Source organism: Caenimonas soli, from assembly GCF_013155545.1.
Taxonomy (GTDB): Bacteria; Pseudomonadota; Gammaproteobacteria; order Burkholderiales; family Burkholderiaceae_C; genus Ramlibacter; species Ramlibacter soli.
This window is the reverse complement of the sequence record NZ_JABJVV010000004.1, coordinates 145,778-164,886: the sequence shown is the minus strand read 5'-3', so window position 1 is coordinate 164,886 and position 19,109 is coordinate 145,778. Positions and strand designations below refer to the sequence as shown.

Genomic DNA, 19,109 nt, shown 5'->3' with positions numbered 1-19,109 from the left:
GGTCAATTCCCCTCTTGCGGCTTGAGCAGATCGGCGACCAGCTCACGCGAGAGTGCAGCCACGTCTTCCCGCTGCTTGAACAGGATGCCCACGGTGTCGGCCACCACCTCGGGGTCCACCACCAGCGTGTCCAGCGCGACCAGAGCCCGGGCCCATTCCACGCTTTCGGCGATGCCCGGAGCGCGCTGGAAACCGTGGGCGAAAGGCTGGCTGCGCAGCCGCCCGACGAAGGTCGCCACCTGCTGCGAGAGCGCATCGCCCGCTTCCGGCACCTGGGCCCGCACGATGGCCAGTTCACGCTCGCGCTCGGGATAGTCCAGCCAGTGATAAAGGCAGCGCCGCTTCACTGCATCGTGCAGTTCGCGCGTGCGGTTGCTGGTGAGGATGGTGATCGGCGTCGCCAGGGCGCGCACGGTGCCGATCTCGGGAATGCTCACCTGGTATTCGCCCAGGTATTCCAGCAGGAAGGCCTCGAAGGGCTCGTCGGCGCGGTCCACTTCATCGATCAGCAGCACCGCGCCGGGTTCGGGCGTTTGCAGCGCCTGCAGCAGCGGCCGGCGGATCAGGTAGCGCTCCTGGTAGACCTCGCGCTCGACCTGATTGGGGTTGACATGCCCCGAGCCGCCGGCGCCGTCCATCTCGGCGGCGCGCATATGGAGCAACTGCGCCGCGTAGTTCCACTCGTACAGCGCCTCCCGCAGCTCCATGCCGTCGTAGCACTGCAGCCGCAGCAGTTCGCGCTGAAGCGCGGTGGCCAGCGCCTTGGCCAGCTCGGTCTTGCCCACGCCGGGCTCGCCCTCCAGCAGCAAGGGGCGCTTGAGCTTGAGCGCCAGGAACACCGCCGTCGCCAGCCGCCGGTCGGCGAAATAACCCACCCCCTCCAGCGCCTGCGACAGCGCGTCGATGGAGGCGAGTGCCGGGATCACCTCGGGCTCAGGCCAAGGCCTTGGCGACGGCGCGCTGCGCCATCACGCTGATGAGATTGGCGCGGTATTCCGCTGATGCATGAAGGTCGCTCGATAACCCTTCAGCATCGATCTTCACCGCCTCCGCCGCGGCGGGCGTGAAGCTGCGGGTGAGCGCGTCTTCCAGTCCGGCGTGGCGGAACACGCCGTTGCCACCCCCGGTGACTGCCACCCGCACCTGGCCATTGAGCTTGCCGCTGTCGAACTGCGCGACGAACACGCCGATCAGCGGGAAGTTGCTGGCTTTCTGGCGAAACTTTTCGTAGGCCGCCCGCTTCGGGATCGAGAAGCGGATCGCGGTGATCAGTTCACCCTCCTCCAGCGCGGTGGCAAACATGCCCTGGAAGAAGTCGTCGGCGCCGATCTCCCGCTTGTTCGTGATCACTGTCGCACCCGAGGCCAGCACCGCGGCCGGGTAGCAGGCGGCCGGGTCGTTGTTGGCGACCGAACCGCCGATGGTGCCGAGTGCTCGCACCTGGCGGTCGCCGATGTGCGCTGCGAGGTCTGCCAGTGCGGGATAGGCGGCCCGAACCTCGGCGTTTTCTCCGACCTCGCAGTGGCGCGCCATGGCGCCGACGATCAGCGTATTGCCGTCCTTGCGGACGGCGGACAGTTCCTTGATGGCGCCCAGGTCGGCCAGTTGCCCGGGCTGCGACAGGCGCAGCTTCATCGAGGCCAGCAGTGTCTGGCCCCCGGCCAAGGGCTTGGCGCCGGCAGCGGTGAGCCGGGCGGCGTCGGCCAACGTGGAGGGACGTTCCAGGGTAAAGGCATACATGATCGGTTCCTTCCTGTTTCAGGGCGCCGGCCGGCCTTGCGTGGCGGCGGTGGTGGCGGGTTGCTGCGGCTCCTGCACCGGGCTCACGCTGCCCTTGCGCATCGCTTCCCATACCCGGTGCGGCGTGGCCGGCATATCGAAGTCCTTCACGCCCAGCGGTGCGAGCGCGTCGAGCACGGCGTTGATCACCGCCGGCGGCGAACCGATGGCCCCGGCCTCGCCACAGCCCTTGGTGCCCAGCGGGTTGTGGGTGCAAGGCGTGCAGACGGTGCCGATCCTGAACATCGGGAAGTCTTCGGCTCGCGGCATCGCGTAGTCCATGAAACTGCCGGTGAGCAGCTGCCCGGTCTCGCGGTCGTAGACGCAGTTTTCCATCAGGGCCTGGCCGATCCCCTGCACCAGCCCGCCGTGCACCTGGCCCTCGACGATCATCGGGTTGATGATGGTGCCGAAGTCGTCCACCGCGGTGAAGCGGTCGATCTTGACCTCGCCGGTCTGCTTGTCAACTTCCACTTCGCAGATGTAGGTGCCTGCGGGGAAGGTGAAGTTGGTGGGGTCGTAGAACGCGGTTTCGTTCAGGCCCGGCTCCAGCTTGTCCAGCGGGTAGTTGTGCGGCACGTAGGCCGTGAGCGCCACCTGGCCGAAGGGGATCTTCTTGTCGGTGCCCTTCACCGTGAACTCGCCGTTGGCGAAATCGATGTCGGCATCGCTGGCCTCCATCAAATGCGCCGCGATCTTCTTGGCCTTGGCCTCGATCTTGTCCAGCGCCTTCATGATGGCGGCGCCGCCGACCGAGATCGAGCGCGAGCCGTAGGTGCCCATGCCGAACGGCACCCGGCCCGTGTCGCCGTGCACCACGTCCACGTTCTCCACGGGAATGCCCAGGCGCGCCGCCACCACCTGCGCGAAGGTGGTTTCATGCCCCTGGCCGTGGCTGTGCGAGCCGGTGAACACCGTGACGCTGCCGGTGGGATGCACGCGGATCTCGCCGCACTCGAACAGCCCGGCACGCGCGCCGAGCGCACCGGCAATGTTGGAGGGCGCGATGCCGCAGGCCTCGATGTAGCTGGAATAGCCGATGCCGCGCAGCTTGCCCTGCGCCTCGCTCGCCGACTTGCGCGCGGCGAAGCCGTCCACTTCGGCCAGTGCCTGCGCCTTATCCATGCAGGCCTTGTAATCGCCCGTGTCGTACTGCAGCGCCACCGGAGTCTGGTACGGGAAAGTGGTGATGAAGTTGCGCTTGCGGATCTCGTCCTGTGCCAAGCCCAATTCCCAGGCGCAGCGCGATACCAGCCGCTCCAGCAGATAGGTGGCCTCGGGCCGGCCGGCGCCGCGGTACGCATCGACCGGCGCGGTATTGGTGAACCATGCATCCACTTCCACGTAGATCTGCGGCGTGGTGTACTGCCCGGCCAGCAGGGTCGCGTAAAGGATGGTGGGCACCGCGGTGGAAAAGGTCGACAGGTAAGCCCCGAGGTTGGCGTCGGTATGGACCTTCAGCGCCAGGAATTTCCCGTCCTTGTCCAGCGCCATCTCGGCGTGGCTCACGTGGTCGCGGCCATGCGCGTCCGACAAGAAGCTTTCCGAGCGATCGGCAGTCCACTTGATGTTGCGATTGAGATGCTTGGCCGCCCAGGTCAGGCACACGTCCTCGGCATACAGGAATATCTTGCTACCGAAACCACCGCCGACGTCCGGTGCGATCACCCGTACCTTGTGCTCGGGCAGGCCGAGCACGAAGGCCGTCATCAACAGCCGCTCGACATGCGGATTCTGGTTGGCGACATACAGCACGTATTCCTCGTTCGCGCGGTTGTAGCAACCGATCGCCACGCGCGGCTCGATCGCGTTGGGAATCAAACGGTTGTTCACGAGGTCGAGCTTGGTCACATGCGCGGCGTTCGCGAACGCGCCGTCCACCGCGGCCTTGTCGCCCAGCGCCCACTTGTAGCACTGGTTGTCCGGCGCTTCATCGTGGATGTTGACCCCGCTCTGCTTTTTCGCGGCATCCGCGACGTTGACGACAGCGCCCAGCACCTCGTAGTCCACGACCACGGCCTCGGCGGCATTGCGCGCCTGTTCCACCGTCTCGGCCACCACCATCGCAACATGGTCGCCCACGTAGCGCACCTTGTTGATCGCGAGGATCGGGTGCATGGGCTCCTTCATCGGCGTGCCGTCGGGGTTGTTGATCAACCAGCCGCAAGGCAGGCCGCCCATCTTTCCCTCGATGTCCTTGCCGGTGATGATGCCGACCACGCCGGGCATCTCATTCGCGGCCGAAGTGTCGACCGAGTTGAGTTTGGCGTGCGCGTGCGGCGAGCGCACGAAGATGGCGTGAGCCTGGTGGGCGACGCTCACGTCGTCGGTGTACTGGCCGGCGCCGGTCAGGAAGCGATAGTCTTCCTTGCGCCTGAGGGCCTCGCCGATGTGCGGCAGGCCTGCGAAGTCGGGTGCGCCCATGATGCTCTCCCTTTTCAAGCGCTGGCGGTGGCGACGGAAGCAGCGGCGCTCATGGCCTTGCCGCCCATCTGGACCGCCTTGACGATGTTCTGGTAGCCCGTGCAACGGCACATGTTGCCGTCCAGCAGGGCGCGGACTTCGGCCTCGCTGGCGTCGGGGTGGTGCTCGCACAGATCGATCGCGCTCATCACCATGCCCGGCGTGCAGAAACCGCATTGCAGGCCATGGCATTCCTTGAAGGCCGCCTGCATCGGATGCATGGTCCCATCTGCCGCGGCGACGCCTTCGATGGTCGTGACTTCCGCGCCCTGGTGCTGCACCGCCAGGGTATTGCACGATTTGATGGCGCGCCCGTTGACCATCACGGTGCAGGCGCCGCATTGAGCGGTGTCGCAGCCGACGTGGGTTCCGGTCAAGTGGAGGTGCTCGCGCAGCGCGTGCACGAGCAATGTGTTGGGAGGGACATCGAGCGACCTGTCTTTGCCGTTCACTTTGAATTGCACCTGCATGGCTTGTCTCCTGGAAAGTGCCGCGAATCATTGTGAACCCCGCTTCGGCCGAATACCTAGGCGAAACCCTAGTCCGCCGAACGGCAACCCACGAAATTCTCAAAATGGAACAATAGGTACTTGTGCGACTGATTCAAACTCCCGCCACCGCTGGACAGTCATGAACACCCTCCTCCCTCCGCCTGCCGAGCAACGCCTGCGGCAAATCGGCCTCGCGCGTCGCGCCGTGCTGGTGGAGGGCCGCCACGCTGGCGAAGCGATGCTGGACAGTGGCCCCGAGTTCGGCTGGATCGAGCGCTCCTGGCACCGTTGCCTGGCCAACGGCCAGCGCCCGGATCAACGCCTGGCGTTCGACGTGATCCCCGCGCAGGCGGCACGCCGCACCGAGGAAGCCAATCACGCATTGCTGCAGGCCGCGCGACCGGTGCTCGAGAAACTCGGCCGTGCCATTGCGAATAGCCGCTACTTTGCGATCCTGACCGACGCACAGGGCGTGGTCATCGACGTCAATGGACTGATCGACCGCGGCGATCCCCGTGCCCATCTGATCACGCGCATCGGCGTGGACCTGTCCGAACGGGCCGTGGGCACCACCGCCATCGGCGCGGCGCTGGCCGAATTGCGGCCCGTCTGGTTGCACCGCGGCGAACATTTTTTCGACGACACGGGCATGTACAGCTGCGCGGGTGCGCCGCTGTTCGGCCCCGAAGGCGAATGCGTCGGGATGCTGGACCTGACGGGGATCGATGCCGCCGAGCGCCCAGAGCTCAAGCATCTGGTGTCGCAGTGGGCGCGCAGCATCGAGAACGCGCTGGCGCTCGCCCGGCCGCACGCCCTGCTGTTGCGCGTCAATTGGCCGGGCCGGACCATGGGCGGTGACGGTGACGGCCTGGTCTGCCTGGACGGTGATGGCCGGTTGGCCTCGGCCAACCCGACAGCCCGCCAAATGATCTCGCAGCTCGCGGCCCCCGCTGCTGCTGCGCAGCATTGCGCAGACCTGTTCGCCATGCCCTGGGAGATGCTGTTCGATGCCGCCGGCCGCAAGGGCCCGATGGAAGTGCCGCTCTGGTCGGGCCTGACGCTCCAGGTCCTGGCGGTGCCCTGCGGCACGCCGGACGATCAACTTGCGTTGGACGCCAAGCGGTTGCCGCTGAAGGATCTGCAGACTGCGCTGATCCGCAAGGCCGTGGACGAGGCGCGTGGCAATGTCATGCAGGCGGCGCGCGTGCTCGGCATCAGCCGGGCCACCGTGTACCGCAAGCTTGGGCAAAAAAAGGGCCGGTAATTCGCGGCGCATGTCATTTCAAGGCGTTGGGAAAGAATAGCTGCTCGCCGCCGATCTTGTAGCCGGCGATGGCGGACTGGCCGGCCGGTCCCGTGACCCAGTCCACGTACTTCTGCGCATCCGCGACTTTCACGTGCGGATGTTTGGCGGGGTTGACCGCCATCACGCCATACTGGTTGAACAGCTTGGTGTCCCCTTGCACCAGCACGGCCAGATCCGCGCGGTTCTTGAAATTCAGCCAGGTACCGCGGTCGGTCAGCACATAGGCCCCCGACGAGGCGCCGATGTTCAGCGCCGGGCCCATGCCGCAGCCGCACTCCTTGTAGCCCGTACCCTTGTTCGCGGCCAGGCCGGCATTGTTCCAGTAACGCTGCTCGGCCGCGTGGGTGCCGCTTTTATCCCCGCGCGAGATGAACGGCGCATTGGCGGCGGCAATCTTTTTCAACGCCGCGCCGATGTCCTTGCCCCGGGTGGCTGCCGGATCGCCCTTGGGACCGACCAGCACGAAGTCGTTGTACATCACCGGATAGCGCTTGACGGCAAAGCCATCGGCCACGAACTTCTCCTCGGCCACCTGGTCGTGCACGAACAGCACGTCGGCATCGCCGCGCCGCGCCATGTCGATGGCCTGGCCGGTTCCCACGGCCACCACCTTGACGTCCAGACCGCTCGCCTTCTTGAATTCGGGCAAGAGGTGGGTGAACAGTCCCGACTGCTCGGTGGACGTGGTCGAGGCCATGGTGATCGTTTGCGCCTGTGCTCCGGCGAGCGTGGTCCCCAAGACCAGCGCGGCTATCCATTTCATGCCAATTCCCCCTTGAGGAAGAGATCGGCCTCGCGCGAAGTGCGCGCCAACAGCGGGCCGTCGAAGAATTCGTGCACCGGCAGGTCGGCCAGCACGCGTCCTTGCTCCAGGTACACCACGCGCGTTGCCAGCCGCCTGACCTGCCCGAGGTTGTGACTGGCAAAGACCAGTGTCATGCCGTCTTGCGCGAATTCAGCCAGCAGCGATTCCACCTCGCGCTTGGCATGGGGATCCAGGCTGGAAGTGGGCTCGTCCAGAAACAGGACATGAGGCTTGAGGCTCCAGGCCCGCGCCAGCGCCAGGCGCTGCTGCTGCCCGCCGGAAAGCCTTCTCGCAGGCCGCATCGCGACTTCGCCCAGTCCCACGCGGCCAAGCGCCAGCAGAGCCCGCTCCCTGGCCTGTCGCCACGGCGTGCCCCGAATCCACAGACCCAGGGCGACGTTGTTGAGCGCGCTGGTCATCAGCATGTAGGGACGCTGGAACACCATGGCCTGGCGCGCCGCGCTGTCGCGCAATACGGAGCCGCTGCTGGGCGCCAGCAGCCCGTGCAACACGCGCAGCAAGGTGCTCTTGCCGCTGCCGTTGGCGCCGACCAGCGCCAGCCGGTCGCCGGCCGCCACACGCAAGTCCACACCCCCCAGCGCCGTGACGGCGCCGAAATACACGTCCACGGTTTTTAGTTGCATCAGGCCACTCATCCGCGCGCTCCCTCCAGCAGCGGCACCCGGTCGTCCCTCCCGAGGCGCCAACGCCGCACCAGCGCGATCAGGGCATTGAGCGCCAGCACCACCCCCAGCAAGACGATGCCCAGCGCCAACGCCAGCGGCAGGTCGCCCTTGCTGGTTTCCAACGCGATGGCCGTGGTCATCACCCGTGTGAAGCCTTCGATATTGCCGCCCACGATCATCACGGCGCCGACCTCGGAGATGGCCCGGCCGAACGTGGCGATCACCACGGTGAGCAGCGCGTAGCGCTCGTCCCAGGCCAGCAGCAGGCTGCGCATGGCGGGGCCCGCGCCCAACGAGCGGAGTTGCTCGCCATTGGCGCGATCGACGTCCTCCACCACCTGCCGCGTCAGAGCCGCGGCCACCGGCAGCACCAGCACGGCCTGGGCCAGCACCATGGCCTTGAAAGAAAACAACCAGCCGAGAAAGCCCAGCGGCCCGGAACGCGACAGCAGCAGGTAGACCACCAGGCCGACCACCACCGACGGCAGGGCCAGCGCCGTATTGAGCAACGCGAGAATGGCGCCGCGCCCGGCAAAGCGCGCCACTCCCAACCAGGCGCCGAGCAGCAGGCCTGCGGCACAAGCCAGCACGCAGGCCGTGGCGCTGACGGCCAGCGAGCGCGTCACGATGGACCATAGAAGCGGGTCGGCCCCGGCTATGAGCTGGAAAGCCGTGGCGGCACTCTGCGAAAACGTATTCACGCAGCGATGCTAGCCGCTGGCCGCGCCAAGGCCTATTCGGAATCACGAGCTATGAAGCGGCGTGCATAGCGGCAGTCCGTGCGACATACTCGGCGCGTGCGCAAGATCCAACTTTCCTACACTTGGAACGGGCAGCAAGGCGATCGGCTGATCCGAAACGCCTTGATGGACCTGCTGTATTCGGTCAGGGAAAGCGGCTCGATTTCCGCTGCGGCCAAGGCACTGGGATTGTCTTACCGCCACGTCTGGGGCGAGCTCAAGCGCTGGGAAACCGCACTCGGCCAGCCGCTGATCGTCTGGGACAAAGGCCAGCCGGCCCGCCTGTCGCCCTTCGGCGACAAGCTGCTGTGGGCCGAGCGCCAGGCCCAGGCACGGCTGGCCCCGCAGATCGAGTCGCTGCATGCGGACCTGGAACGCGCCTTCGCCGTGGCGTTCGATCCGGCGGCCCATGTGCTCACCCTCTTCGCCAGCCACGATGATGCGCTGGCCGCATTGCGCGAACATGCGGCCTCCAACGCGCAGTTGCACCTGGACGTCCGCTTCTGCGGCAGCGTCGACGCGATCAGCGCACTCAACGAGGGCCGCTGCGCGGTGGCGGGCTTTCACACGCCGCCGCAACCCGCCGCCGGATCGCTGGCGCAACGCGCGTACCAGCCGCTGCTCAAACCGGGCCTGCACAAGCTGATTGGTTTTGCCCGCCGCAGCCAGGGCCTGATGGTGGCGCGCGGTAACCCCTTGGGCCTGGCCTCGATCGGCGATCTGGCCCGATCGCGAGCGCGCTTTGCCAACCGCGCACTGGGCACCGGCACGCGGGTGCTGTTCGAGGAATTGCTGGCCCAATCGCGGCTGACTCCCGGCGATATCACGGGCTACGGCAACACCGAACCCTCTCACGCCGCCGTGGCGCAGGCAGTGGCCTCCGGCGCGGCCGACGCCGGTTTGGGCATCGAGGCCGCGGCGCGTTCACGCGGGCTGGATTTCGTCCCGTTGCTCAAGGAGGACTATTACCTCGTGTGCCTCAAGGCGGCGTTGGACGAGCCGCCCGTCGGGGCCCTGCTTGACGTGCTGCGCAGCGGCGCGTGGCAGGCGAAGCTCGCGGCCTTGCCGGGATACGAGGCCAGTGCCTGCGGCGAGGTGCTCAGCTTGCGCAGGCAGTTGCCTTGGTGGGACCTTCCGGCTCGCTAGAGCGCGCAGGTACGGAAACCCACGAAGCCATCGTCGCGGTCGGGCAGTGCGAAGCCCCGGAACTTCGGATGCTTCATCCGCGAACGCGCCGCAAAGGATCCGCCCCGTTGCACGCGGGCCAGGCCGAGGCGCGGTTGTGCGGCCAGGTCGGTGTGTTCGCTCCAGGCATCGGGCTCGAAACCGGGCCAGGGCCGCAGGGTGCTGGCGGTCCACTCGCGCACATCGCCCCAGCGGAAACCCCGGCGCGAGGCGGTGTGCGCAGCCATCTCCCACTCCACCTCGGTCGCCAGCCGCCGACCCGCCCAGCGCGCCCAGGCGTCGGCCTCCCACCAGGTCACATGCATTGCGCTCTGGCTGGAGGACATCCGCGAGGATTTGCCGAACAGCGTCCGCATGACGGCGCCGCTCGCCGATCCGATCTGCTCCACGTAGCGTGGCCCGCGCCGGCCCTCCTGGTCGGCCTCGCGCTGCAGCCATTCCCAGCCCTGCGGCAACCAGAGCTCGGGGCGGTCGTAGCCACCATCGTCGACGAACTCCACGTACTGGCCCCAGTTCACCGGCTGGGCGTCGATCTCGAACTCGGGCACGTCGATCTCGTGCGCCCACTTCTCCGCATCGAACACGAAGCCGCCGGGCGATGAGCCGAGCAGCCAGCGCCCGGCGGGCACCAGCACGGGGTCGCGCGCCTGCACACCCACGGGCAGCGCCAGCTTGAGCGGCAGGCCGAGCGTCTGGGCCATCGTCACCAGCTGTTCGCAGCGAAGGTCTTCGTGAAAAAGGGCGACGCGGAAGAAGTACAAGCCCTGATCGTCTTCCGCCGTCTTGTCCAGGAGCTCGAGCGTGCTTTCCAGCGTGTCGAGCAGGTAGGCCCGTATGGCCTGGAAATCGGGCAACTGCAGCTGCCAGCGCGCCGCATGGGTTGCAATGGCCGGGTTGAACCACTGGTCGGCCATCGGTTCGATGGAGGCCAGCCGCACTGCGTCCGGCGGGCAGGCCGCCCCCAGGCTGCGCTGCGGGTTGCGGCCTATCCAGTACTCGGCCAGCCAGCCGATATGCCCGGCCAGCCACTGAGGCAACTCGAGTTCGGGACGGCAAGGCACGTCCAGCTTGCCTTCCGCCGCCGCCTGTTCATAGTGGGAGAGCAAATGCAAGCTGTGGTTGCGCGCATCCATCAATGCCAGCGACAACAGCTCGCGGCCGGCGTTGCGCATCGCCGGCGCGTCTATGGACGTAGGGGGTGCGTCCGGTGAAACGGTGGCCATAAGGCATTATGACTAGGCGATTCACCGGGAATACACCGTCAAAAAGCTGTCAGCTTGGCTTTTATAGTCAACACTAGAATTTCCTTACTACAAGACGGCCGGCGAACGACTGAAAAATCAGTCGGTGATCGACTTCGCGTGCGCAGGGAACTTCTTCACGGAGACAACATGCAGGCATTACTAAAGTTTTCCAAAGGCGTCGATTGGCTCAACGCCCAGATTGGCAAATACGTTATCTGGTTGATCCTCGCCTCCACGGTTATCAGCGGGGTCAACGCGGCGGTACGCAAGGGCTTCAACTACAGCTCCAACGCCTTCCTCGAGGTGCAGTGGTATCTGTTCGCGGCCGCTTTCCTGCTGGCCGCCGGCTACACACTGCTGAATGGCGAACACGTGAAGATCGACGTCATCTCCAGCCGCCTGTCCAAGCGCGGCCAGATCTGGATCGACATCATCGGCTTTACGCTGTTCCTCACTCCCGTCTGCCTGGCCATCCTCTGGTATGGCACGCCGTTCTTCCTCCAGGGCCTTCGCTCCGGGGAGATGTCCTCCAACGCCGGTGGCCTGATCCGCTGGCCCGTGTACATCATGATGCCGCTGGGCTTCGGACTGCTCATGCTGCAGGGCTTCTCGGAACTGATCAAGCGCGTCGCATTCCTCAAGGGCCTGATCGACGATCCCACGGCCAAGAAAATCGAGAAGACGGCCGAAGAAGAACTCGCTGAATCCATCCGACGCCTCGCCGAGCGCGAAGGCAAGGCCTGAACTAAAAGAACGAGGAATAAAAGATGGAGTTCTTCATTGCAAACCTGGCCCCGATCATGTTCGCGGGCCTTATCGTTTTCCTGCTGTTCGGCTTCCCGGTGGCCTTCAGCCTGGGCGCCTGCGGCCTGTTCTTCGCCATCATCGGCATCGAGCTCAACGTCCTGCCCGAATCGCTGCTGCAGGCCCTGCCGCTGCGCATCTTCGGCATCATGCAGAACGATACGCTGCTTGCCATTCCGTTCTTCACCTTGATGGGGCTGATCCTGGAGCGAAGCGGCATGGCCGAAGACCTGCTCGACACCATCGGCCAGCTGTTCGGTCCGGTGCGCGGCGGTTTGGCCCTGGCGGTGATTTTTGTGGGCGCCCTGCTTGCTGCCACCACGGGCGTGGTCGCGGCATCGGTGATCTCAATGGGCCTCATCTCCCTGCCCATCATGCTGCGCTACGGCTACGACCGCCGCCTGGCGACGGGCGTGATCGCGGCTTCGGGAACGCTAGCACAGATCATCCCGCCCTCGCTGGTGCTGATCATCCTGGCCGACCAGTTGGGGCGCAGCGTGGGCGATATGTACAAGGGCGCGTTCGTTCCCGGCTTCATCCTCACGGGCATGTATGCGCTTTACGTCGTCATCCTCGCGTTTATCAAGCCCCACTGGGTTCCGGCACTGCCGCTCGAAGCCCGGACCATTCGCGAGGACAGCGGCAAGGCGGGCCTGCCATCGCTGCTGGCGCTGACCGTGATTTCGACGGCCCTGGCCGTCACCCTGGGGAAAAACTACGCCGCTGTCGTCAGCTGGTGGACGGGCACGAAAGTGGACACCGTCGCCACCGACGAAACCATCGTGGTGTCCATGTGTGCCGGCGTGTTGTTCGCGTTCCTGATCGCGCTGATCAACAAGGTGACCCGCATGGGCCTGCTGTCGCGCATGGCCGAGCGCGTGACTTTCGTGCTGATCCCGCCGCTGCTGCTGATCTTCCTGGTGCTGGGCACCATCTTCCTGGGCATCGCCACCCCGACTGAAGGCGGAGCCATGGGTGCCCTGGGCGCCATCGTGATGGCTCTGGCGCGCAGGCGCCTGAGCTTCTCGCTGCTGCGCCAGGCACTGAACACCACCACCAAGCTGTCGTGCTTCGTGGTGTTCATCCTGATCGGCGCCACCATCTTCGGCCTGGTGTTCCAGGGCGTGGACGGGCCCAAGTGGGTGGAGCATCTGCTGTCAGGCCTGCCGGGCGGTCAGCTGGGCTTCCTGATCGTGGTCAACATCCTGATCTTCGTGCTGGCCTTCTTCCTCGACTTCTTCGAGCTGTCCTTCATCGTGGTGCCGCTGCTCGCGCCGGTGGCCGAAAAGCTGGGCATCGACCTGGTGTGGTTCGGCGTGCTGCTGGCCGTGAACATGCAGACTTCGTTCATGCACCCGCCCTTCGGCTTCGCGCTGTTCTACCTGCGCAGCGTGGCGCCCGATAAGGAATACAAGGACCGCGTCACCGGCAAGATGATCCCGCCCGTCACCACGATGCAGATCTACTGGGGGGCCGTACCCTTCGTGCTGATCCAGATCATCATGGTCGGCCTCATCATCGGCTTCCCCGGAATCGTCTCGAGCGGGCTGGACAAGGCGGAGAAGGTGGACCTGGAGAAAGTACGCATCCAGATGGAGGGCGACATGCTGCGCCAGGATTCACCCGGAAAGCTGCCGGAGGCCGGCGCCTTGCCCGACCCGGGCGCGGCACCCGGAACTCAAACGGACACCGACAAAGAGATGGACGAGCTGTTCAAGCAGCCGCCCGCCGACAAGAAGTAACCGAGGGGGGTTCGAGCCCCCCCAAAAAAGACAATGCCCCTGCCGCAGCGATGCGGGCCGGGGCATTTTTCTTGGGCGAACGCTTAGAACTTGACGGTGCTCATGTAGCTGTCATAGCGGAATTCGGAGAAGCGCGCCCACAGCAGCTGGTCGCGCTGGAAGGCCCGCATGTCCTGGTGGATCTTCTTGAACTCGGGTGATTTCGCCTCGTGCTCGGCAAAGACTTCCATCGAAGCCTTGTAGCCCGCATCCATCAGTTCCTTGGAGAAGGCCTTCAGCTGGGTCTTGGCGGCCACCAGGCGCTTCAGCGCCACCGGGTTGAGCGCATCGTACTTCGCGGTCATGTCACGGGCCGCCACACTGGTCGCGGCATCGACGATGGCCTGGTTCTCGGGCGACAGCGCCGCATAGGCCTTGGTGTTGACGAAGAACTCCAGCTCCGCACCACCTTCCCACCAACCGGGGTAGTAGTAGAACGGGGCCACCTTGTTGAAGCCCAGTTTCTCGTCGTCATAGGGGCCCACGAATTCTGTCGCATCGAGCGTGCCCTTCTCGAGCGCCTGGTACACGTCACCGGCAGGCATGTTCTGTGCGACTACGCCCAGCTTGGCCATGGCCTCGCCGAACAGGCCGCCACCCAGGCGCATCTTCAGACCCTTCAGGTCGCCCGGCCCCTTGATTTCCTTGCGGTACCAGCCGCCCATCTGCGTGCCGGTGTTGCCGGCGCTGCGGCTCTTGATGTTGTAGTTGGCGTAGAACGCGTCCATCAGCTTGCGGCCGTTGCCGTGCTCCATCCACGAGTCCATCTGGCGGGCCGTGAGCCCGAAGGGCACGGCGCAGCCGAAAGCGAATATCGAATTCTTGCCCGTGAAGTAGTAAGGCGCCGTTTGCGCCATTTCGATGGTGCCGTTCTGGATGCCGTCCACCACGCCGAAAGCGGGCATCAACTCACCCGCCGCATGGACGGACACCTCGAACTTGCCGCCCGACAGCGCGCGCACGGTCTTGGAGAACATTTCGGCGCTGCCGAAGATGGTGTCCAGCGACTTCGGGAAACTCGAAGCCAGCCGCCAGCGAACTGCAGCCTGCGCGTGTACGGCGGGTGCAATGCCGGTCGCCAGCACGCCGGCGATGCCGGCATTCTTGATAAGGGAACGACGATCCATGGATGAGTACTCCTGTTATTGGTGCCGCGGATAATGCTGCGCCTGGGATCGCGAAGCTTGCAAAAGGCTGGCACGCACATGCAGTGCTTGTACTTAAGAGGAAGCACTGACCAAACAAAAAGCCGCACAGTGTGCGGCTTTTTGCATGAGCTTAGAGCTTTGCCCTACAGTTTTTGCGACTGCATGAAGCGATCGAAGGTCGCCTCGGTGAAACGGAACCACAGGTTCTGGTCCGAGCGGAATTTCTGGTAGTCGGCATACACCTTGCGCCAGTTCTCGTTCTTGGCCGAAATCTCATCGTACAGGGACATCGACTGCTTGAACGCCGCAGCCATCACATCGGCCGGGAACGGGCGAAGCTTGGCGCCCGAGCCCACCAACTGCTTGAGTGCACCGGGGTTCTTCACGTCGTACTTGGCCTGCGTCTCCACGTGGGCGAAGGTGCTGGCCATTTCAACGATGGCCTTGTTCTCGGCCGACAATGCGTCGTAGGCCTTCTGGTTGACGTACAGGTCGAGCTGCAGCCCGCCTTCCCACCAGCCGGGGTAGTAGTAGAAAGGCGCAACCTTGTTGAATCCCAGCTTCTGGTCGTCGTAGGGCCCGATCCATTCAGCTGCATCGATCGTGCCTTTTTCCAGGGCTTGGTAGATTTCGCCGCCGGGGATGTTCTGCGGCACGCCACCCAGGCGCTCCAGCACCTTGCCGGCGAAGCCGCCGATGCGGAACTTCAGGCCCTTCAGGTCGGCGACGCTCTTGATTTCCTTGCGCATCCAGCCGCCCATTTGCGCGCCCGTGTTGCCGCAGGGAAAGCTGGTCATGTTGTACTTGGCATAGAACTCGCGCATCAGCTTCAAGCCGTTGCCCTCATAAGTCCACGCGCTCATCTGACGGCTGTTCAAGCCGAAAGGAATGGCGCCGCCGATGGCGAATGTCTCGTCCTTGCCGAAGAAATAGTAGGGGGCCGTGTGCGCGGCTTCCACGGTGCCGTTCTGGACGCCGTCCACGACGCCGAAGGCGGGCATCAGTTCACCGGCGGCGTGCACCGAAACGTCGAACCGGCCACCCGAGAGTGCCTTGACCTTCTGCGCGAACACTTCCGCCGCGCCATAGATGGTGTCGAGCGACTTCGGGAAGCTCGAGGCCAGGCGCCAACGCACCGCTGCCTGTGCATGCACGGCAGGCGCGACTCCGGCCGCGAGCACGCCGGCGATGCCGGCATTCTTGATGAGGGAACGACGATCCATGTATATCTCCTGTAAGTTCTAGGGCTGCAGTGCGTATGGACGCCGCGCGATGATGCGACGGCCCGCACTCTAAAGCCTTTCAAGCCACTTACGAAGAACTGCGTATGCGCGGCCGTGTCAGGAAATTGACACCCAAAAGAAAAGGGCCCCCGCAGGGGCCCTTCACATAGGCAAGTTGTTTACAACTTCTGCGATTGCATGAAGCGGTCGAAGGTGGCTTCGGTGAAGCGGAACCACAAGTTCTGATCGGCGCGGAACTTGGAGTAGTCGCCGTAGATCTTTTTCCAGTCCTCGTTCTTCCCATTGAGCTCTTCGTACAGGCCCATCGCTTCCTTGAAAGCAGCAGCCATCACGTCCTGCGGGAACGGACGCAACTTGGTGCCGGCGCCCACCAGCTGCTTCAGGGCAGCGGGGTTCAAGGCGTCGTACTTGGCCTGCATCACCACGTGGGCGTGGGCAGATGCCGACTCCACGATGGCCTTGTTCTCCGCCGACAGGGCATCGAAGGCCTTCTGGTTGATGAAGAAATCGAGCTGCGGGCCGCCTTCCCACCAGCCGGGGTAGTAGTAGTACGGAGCGACCTTGTTGAAGCCCAGCTTCTGGTCATCGTACGGGCCCACCCATTCGGCCGCGTCGATGGTGCCTTTTTCCAGCGCCTGGTAGATTTCTCCGCCGGGGATGTTCTGGGGCACGCCGCCGATGCGCTCAAGCACCTTGCCGCCGAAGCCGCCGATACGCATCTTCATGCCCTTGACGTCCTTGAGCGACTTGATTTCCTTACGGTACCAGCCGCCCATTTGGGCGCCCGTGTTGCCGCCGGGGAAATTGATCATGCTGTACTTGGCGTAGAACTCGCGCATCAGCTTCATGCCGTTGCCTTCATACATCCAGGCCGACATCTGGCGGCTGTTCAGGCCGAAGGGAATGGCGCAGCCCAGGCCGAAGGCCTCGTTCTTGCCGAAGAAGTAATAGGGAGCGGTGTGCGCAGCCTCGATGGTGCCCTGCTGCACGCCATCGACCACGCCGAATGCCGGCATCAACTCGCCGGCCGCGTGCACGGACACTTCAAACTTGCCGCCCGACATGGCCTTGACCTGTTTGGCGAACACTTCGGCCGCGCCGAATATCGTGTCAAGCGACTTGGGGAAGCTGGATGCCAGGCGCCAGCGAACTGCCGCTTGTGCGTGCACGGCCGGGGCCACGCCCGCTGCCAGCACACCGGCGATACCGGCGTTTTTAATGAGTGATCGACGATCCATGGATGCGCTCCTCTGCTAATGGATAAAACTTCTGAGAGACGAAGATCGGTGACAACTAAATGCTTGTCGCAATCTGCAGCCATTCTAGGAAGCGAAGCACTTAGGTATTCAGGGGTTTTCCCTTGCGCAATCTTTAGTGTCGTCGACGCCGTCAGCAAACTTTCAGGAACCGAAGTGTCGGCCTCGAGTCCGACAGAAGGGCCCGTCATCCCGGGCTTGACCCGGGATCCATGTTGGCGCGCCTACGCGGTGGATGCCGGATCGAGTCCGGCATGACAAGCAAGGCTGCCCGCTACGCGTCTGACTTCTAGCCGACGATCTTGAGTGCCGGCGGCGTGCGTTCGACCAGATCGCCGAAGCGTTGCAGCACCGAGGCTTCGATCCCCGCCGCATCCAGCCCCTGCAGCGCGAGGAGCTTGGCAGGATCGCCGTGCGCGATGAATTCATCGCGCAGGCCCAGTTGCAACACGGGCTTGGCCACGCCTGCGGCGTGGAGGGCCTCGCCGACGGCGCTGCCGGCGCCGCCCATCACGGCGCCCTCTTCCACCGTCACCAGCCCTTCATGCCGCGCCGCCACCTGCAGCAGCAACTCGATGTCCAGGGGCTTGGCCCAACGCATGTTCACCACCGTGGCATTGAGCCGCTCGGCGGCGGCCAGGGCCGGGTACAGCAAGGTGCCGAAGGCCAGGATGGCAACGCCTTTGCCTTCGCGCCGCACTTCGCCTTTGCCGAACGGCAGGGATTCAAGCCCCCGCTCGACCGCCACGCCGACGCCGGCACCGCGCGGATAGCGCACGGCCACAGGATGGTTCTGCTCGAAGGCACTGGTGAGCAGCTTGCGGCATTCGTTCTCGTCGGCGGGGCAGGCCACGCTGACGTTGGGGATGCAACGCAGATAGGGGATGTCATAGGCCCCCGCATGCGTGGGCCCGTCCGCGCCGACCACGCCCGCGCGATCCAACGCGAACACCACCGGCAGGTTCTGCAGGGCCACGTCGTGAATGAGCTGGTCGTAGCCGCGCTGCAGGAAGGTGGAGTAGATCGCCACCACGGGCTTGAGCCCTTCGCAGGCCAGACCGCCGGCAAAGGTCACGGCATGCTGTTCGGCGATGCCCACGTCGAAGTAGCGTTTGGGGAAGCGCTTGTCGAACTCCACCATGCCGGAGCCTTCGCGCATGGCGGGCGTGATCCCGACCAGGCGCTCGTCTTTCTCCGCCATGTCGCAAAGCCACTGGCCGAACACCTGCGTGAAGGTGAGCTTGGAAGGTGTGGCCGGCTTGACCAGGCCCACAGCCGGGTCAAACTTTCCCGGTCCGTGATAGGCCACCGGGTCGGCCTCGGCCAGCTTGTAGCCCTGGCCCTTGCGGGTCACCACGTGCAGGAACTGCGGCCCCTTCAGGTGCCTGATGTTTTCCAGCGTGGGGATGAGCGATTCCAGGTCGTGGCCGTCGATCGGCCCGATGTAGTTGAAGCCGAACTTCTCGAACAGCGTGGCCGGCACAACCATGCCCTTGGCGTGTTCCTCGAAGCGCTTGGCCAGCTCGAACAGGGGCGGTGCAACCTTCAGCACATTCTTGCCAACGTTCTTGGCTGCCGCGTAGAACTGGCCGCTCATGAGCTGGGCCAGGTAGCGGTTCAGCGCGCCCACCGGCGGACTGATCGACATGTCGTTGTCGTTCAGCACCACCAGCAAGTCGCAATCGGCAACGCCGCCGTTGTTCAATGCCTCGAAGGCCATGCCCGCGCTCATCGCGCCGTCGCCGATGATGGCCACGGCTTTGCGGTTCTCGCCCTTGTGCTTCGCGGCCAGGGCCATGCCCAGCGCCGCGGAAATGCTGGTGGACGAATGGGCCGTGCCGAATGTGTCGTACTCGCTTTCGCTGCGCTGGGGGAAGCCGGAGAGGCCGCCCAGCTGGCGCAGGCTGCTCATGCGATCGCGCCGGCCGGTCAGTATCTTGTGCGGATAGGTCTGGTGGCCCACGTCCCACACCAGCCTGTCGTACGGCGTATTGAAGACGTAGTGCAGGGCAATGGTCAGTTCCACCGTGCCGAGGTTGGAGCTGAGGTGGCCGCCGGTGCGCGACACGCTGTCCAGCACGAAGGCGCGCAGCTCGTCCGCCACCGTGCGCAGCTGGGCACGCGGCAGCTTGCGCAAGTCCGCGGGGTCGTTGATCGTTTCCAGCAAGGTGGCCATC

The 19,109-nt window shown here is 64.9% G+C and carries 16 protein-coding genes; 4 read left to right on the top strand and 12 right to left on the bottom strand.

Annotated elements, in window-relative coordinates:
- Positions 1-2 precede the first annotated feature (2 nt).
- From HNE04_RS07780 to HNE04_RS07765, 4 genes are read right to left on the bottom strand one after another with little or no spacing between them, the layout of a single operon-like run.
- Positions 3-926, bottom strand: coding sequence for an AAA family ATPase (locus HNE04_RS07780; protein WP_172217966.1), 924 nt, complete (start codon positions 924-926; stop codon positions 3-5).
- A 7-nt stretch (positions 927-933) separates the two neighbouring features.
- Positions 934-1,740: an FAD binding domain-containing protein gene (locus tag HNE04_RS07775; RefSeq protein ID WP_172217965.1), complete on the bottom strand. Its 807-nt coding sequence runs from the start codon at positions 1,738-1,740 to the stop codon at positions 934-936.
- 18 nt (positions 1,741-1,758) lie between these two features.
- Entirely contained in the window at positions 1,759-4,203 is a 2,445-nt protein-coding gene (locus HNE04_RS07770) for a xanthine dehydrogenase family protein molybdopterin-binding subunit (protein WP_172217964.1), read from the bottom strand.
- 14 nt (positions 4,204-4,217) lie between these two features.
- Positions 4,218-4,712 carry a (2Fe-2S)-binding protein gene (locus HNE04_RS07765; protein WP_172217963.1) on the bottom strand — a complete coding sequence of 165 codons (495 nt, stop codon included), beginning with the start codon at positions 4,710-4,712 and terminating at the stop codon, positions 4,218-4,220.
- A 160-nt stretch (positions 4,713-4,872) separates the two neighbouring features.
- On the opposite strand from HNE04_RS07765, the gene HNE04_RS07760 reads away from it, so the two are divergent.
- Entirely contained in the window at positions 4,873-5,997 is a 1,125-nt protein-coding gene (locus tag HNE04_RS07760; RefSeq protein WP_172217962.1) for a helix-turn-helix domain-containing protein, read from the top strand.
- 13 nt (positions 5,998-6,010) lie between these two features.
- Here HNE04_RS07760 and HNE04_RS07755 read toward each other — a convergent pair whose 3' ends face one another.
- From HNE04_RS07755 to HNE04_RS07745, 3 genes are read right to left on the bottom strand one after another with little or no spacing between them, the layout of a single operon-like run.
- Complete coding sequence (locus HNE04_RS07755; RefSeq protein ID WP_172217961.1) at positions 6,011-6,802, bottom strand: substrate-binding domain-containing protein; 792 nt, start codon at positions 6,800-6,802, stop codon at positions 6,011-6,013.
- A complete protein-coding gene (locus HNE04_RS07750) occupies positions 6,799-7,500 on the bottom strand; it encodes an ABC transporter ATP-binding protein (protein WP_172217960.1) in 702 nt (233 codons plus the stop codon). Before HNE04_RS07750 ends, HNE04_RS07755 begins: the two co-directional genes overlap by 4 nt.
- Positions 7,497-8,231 carry an ABC transporter permease gene (locus tag HNE04_RS07745; RefSeq protein WP_172217959.1) on the bottom strand — a complete coding sequence of 245 codons (735 nt, stop codon included), beginning with the start codon at positions 8,229-8,231 and terminating at the stop codon, positions 7,497-7,499. The genes HNE04_RS07750 and HNE04_RS07745 overlap by 4 nt, the downstream gene beginning before the upstream one ends.
- Before the next feature lie 96 nt (positions 8,232-8,327).
- On the opposite strand from HNE04_RS07745, the gene HNE04_RS07740 reads away from it, so the two are divergent.
- The gene (locus tag HNE04_RS07740) at positions 8,328-9,416 is read left to right on the top strand and encodes a substrate-binding domain-containing protein (RefSeq protein ID WP_172217958.1); all 1,089 of its coding nucleotides are present in this window, start codon (positions 8,328-8,330) and stop codon (positions 9,414-9,416) included.
- Here the strand turns inward: HNE04_RS07740 and HNE04_RS07735 are convergent.
- A complete protein-coding gene (locus HNE04_RS07735; protein WP_172217957.1) occupies positions 9,413-10,678 on the bottom strand; it encodes an SUMF1/EgtB/PvdO family nonheme iron enzyme in 1,266 nt (421 codons plus the stop codon). The genes HNE04_RS07740 and HNE04_RS07735 overlap by 4 nt on opposite strands.
- A 168-nt stretch (positions 10,679-10,846) precedes the next feature.
- Here HNE04_RS07735 and HNE04_RS07730 point away from each other — a divergent pair, with 168 nt between their 5' ends.
- Complete coding sequence (locus tag HNE04_RS07730; protein WP_172217956.1) at positions 10,847-11,443, top strand: TRAP transporter small permease subunit; 597 nt, start codon at positions 10,847-10,849, stop codon at positions 11,441-11,443.
- Positions 11,444-11,466: 23 nt separating this feature from the next.
- Positions 11,467-13,245, top strand: coding sequence for a TRAP transporter large permease (locus HNE04_RS07725; protein WP_172217955.1), 1,779 nt, complete (start codon positions 11,467-11,469; stop codon positions 13,243-13,245).
- An 83-nt stretch (positions 13,246-13,328) separates the two neighbouring features.
- Here the strand turns inward: HNE04_RS07725 and HNE04_RS07720 are convergent, their stop codons facing one another.
- From HNE04_RS07720 to dxs, 4 genes are all read right to left on the bottom strand, one after another.
- Complete coding sequence (locus HNE04_RS07720; RefSeq protein WP_172217954.1) at positions 13,329-14,411, bottom strand: TRAP transporter substrate-binding protein; 1,083 nt, start codon at positions 14,409-14,411, stop codon at positions 13,329-13,331.
- A 164-nt stretch (positions 14,412-14,575) separates the two neighbouring features.
- Complete coding sequence (locus HNE04_RS07715; protein WP_172217953.1) at positions 14,576-15,655, bottom strand: TRAP transporter substrate-binding protein; 1,080 nt, start codon at positions 15,653-15,655, stop codon at positions 14,576-14,578.
- Positions 15,656-15,834: 179 nt separating this feature from the next.
- Complete coding sequence (locus tag HNE04_RS07710; RefSeq protein WP_172217952.1) at positions 15,835-16,914, bottom strand: TRAP transporter substrate-binding protein; 1,080 nt, start codon at positions 16,912-16,914, stop codon at positions 15,835-15,837.
- A gap of 307 nt (positions 16,915-17,221) precedes the next feature.
- A complete protein-coding gene (dxs, locus tag HNE04_RS07705) occupies positions 17,222-19,108 on the bottom strand; it encodes a 1-deoxy-D-xylulose-5-phosphate synthase (protein WP_172217951.1) in 1,887 nt (628 codons plus the stop codon).
- Position 19,109: the final 1 nt, after the last annotated feature.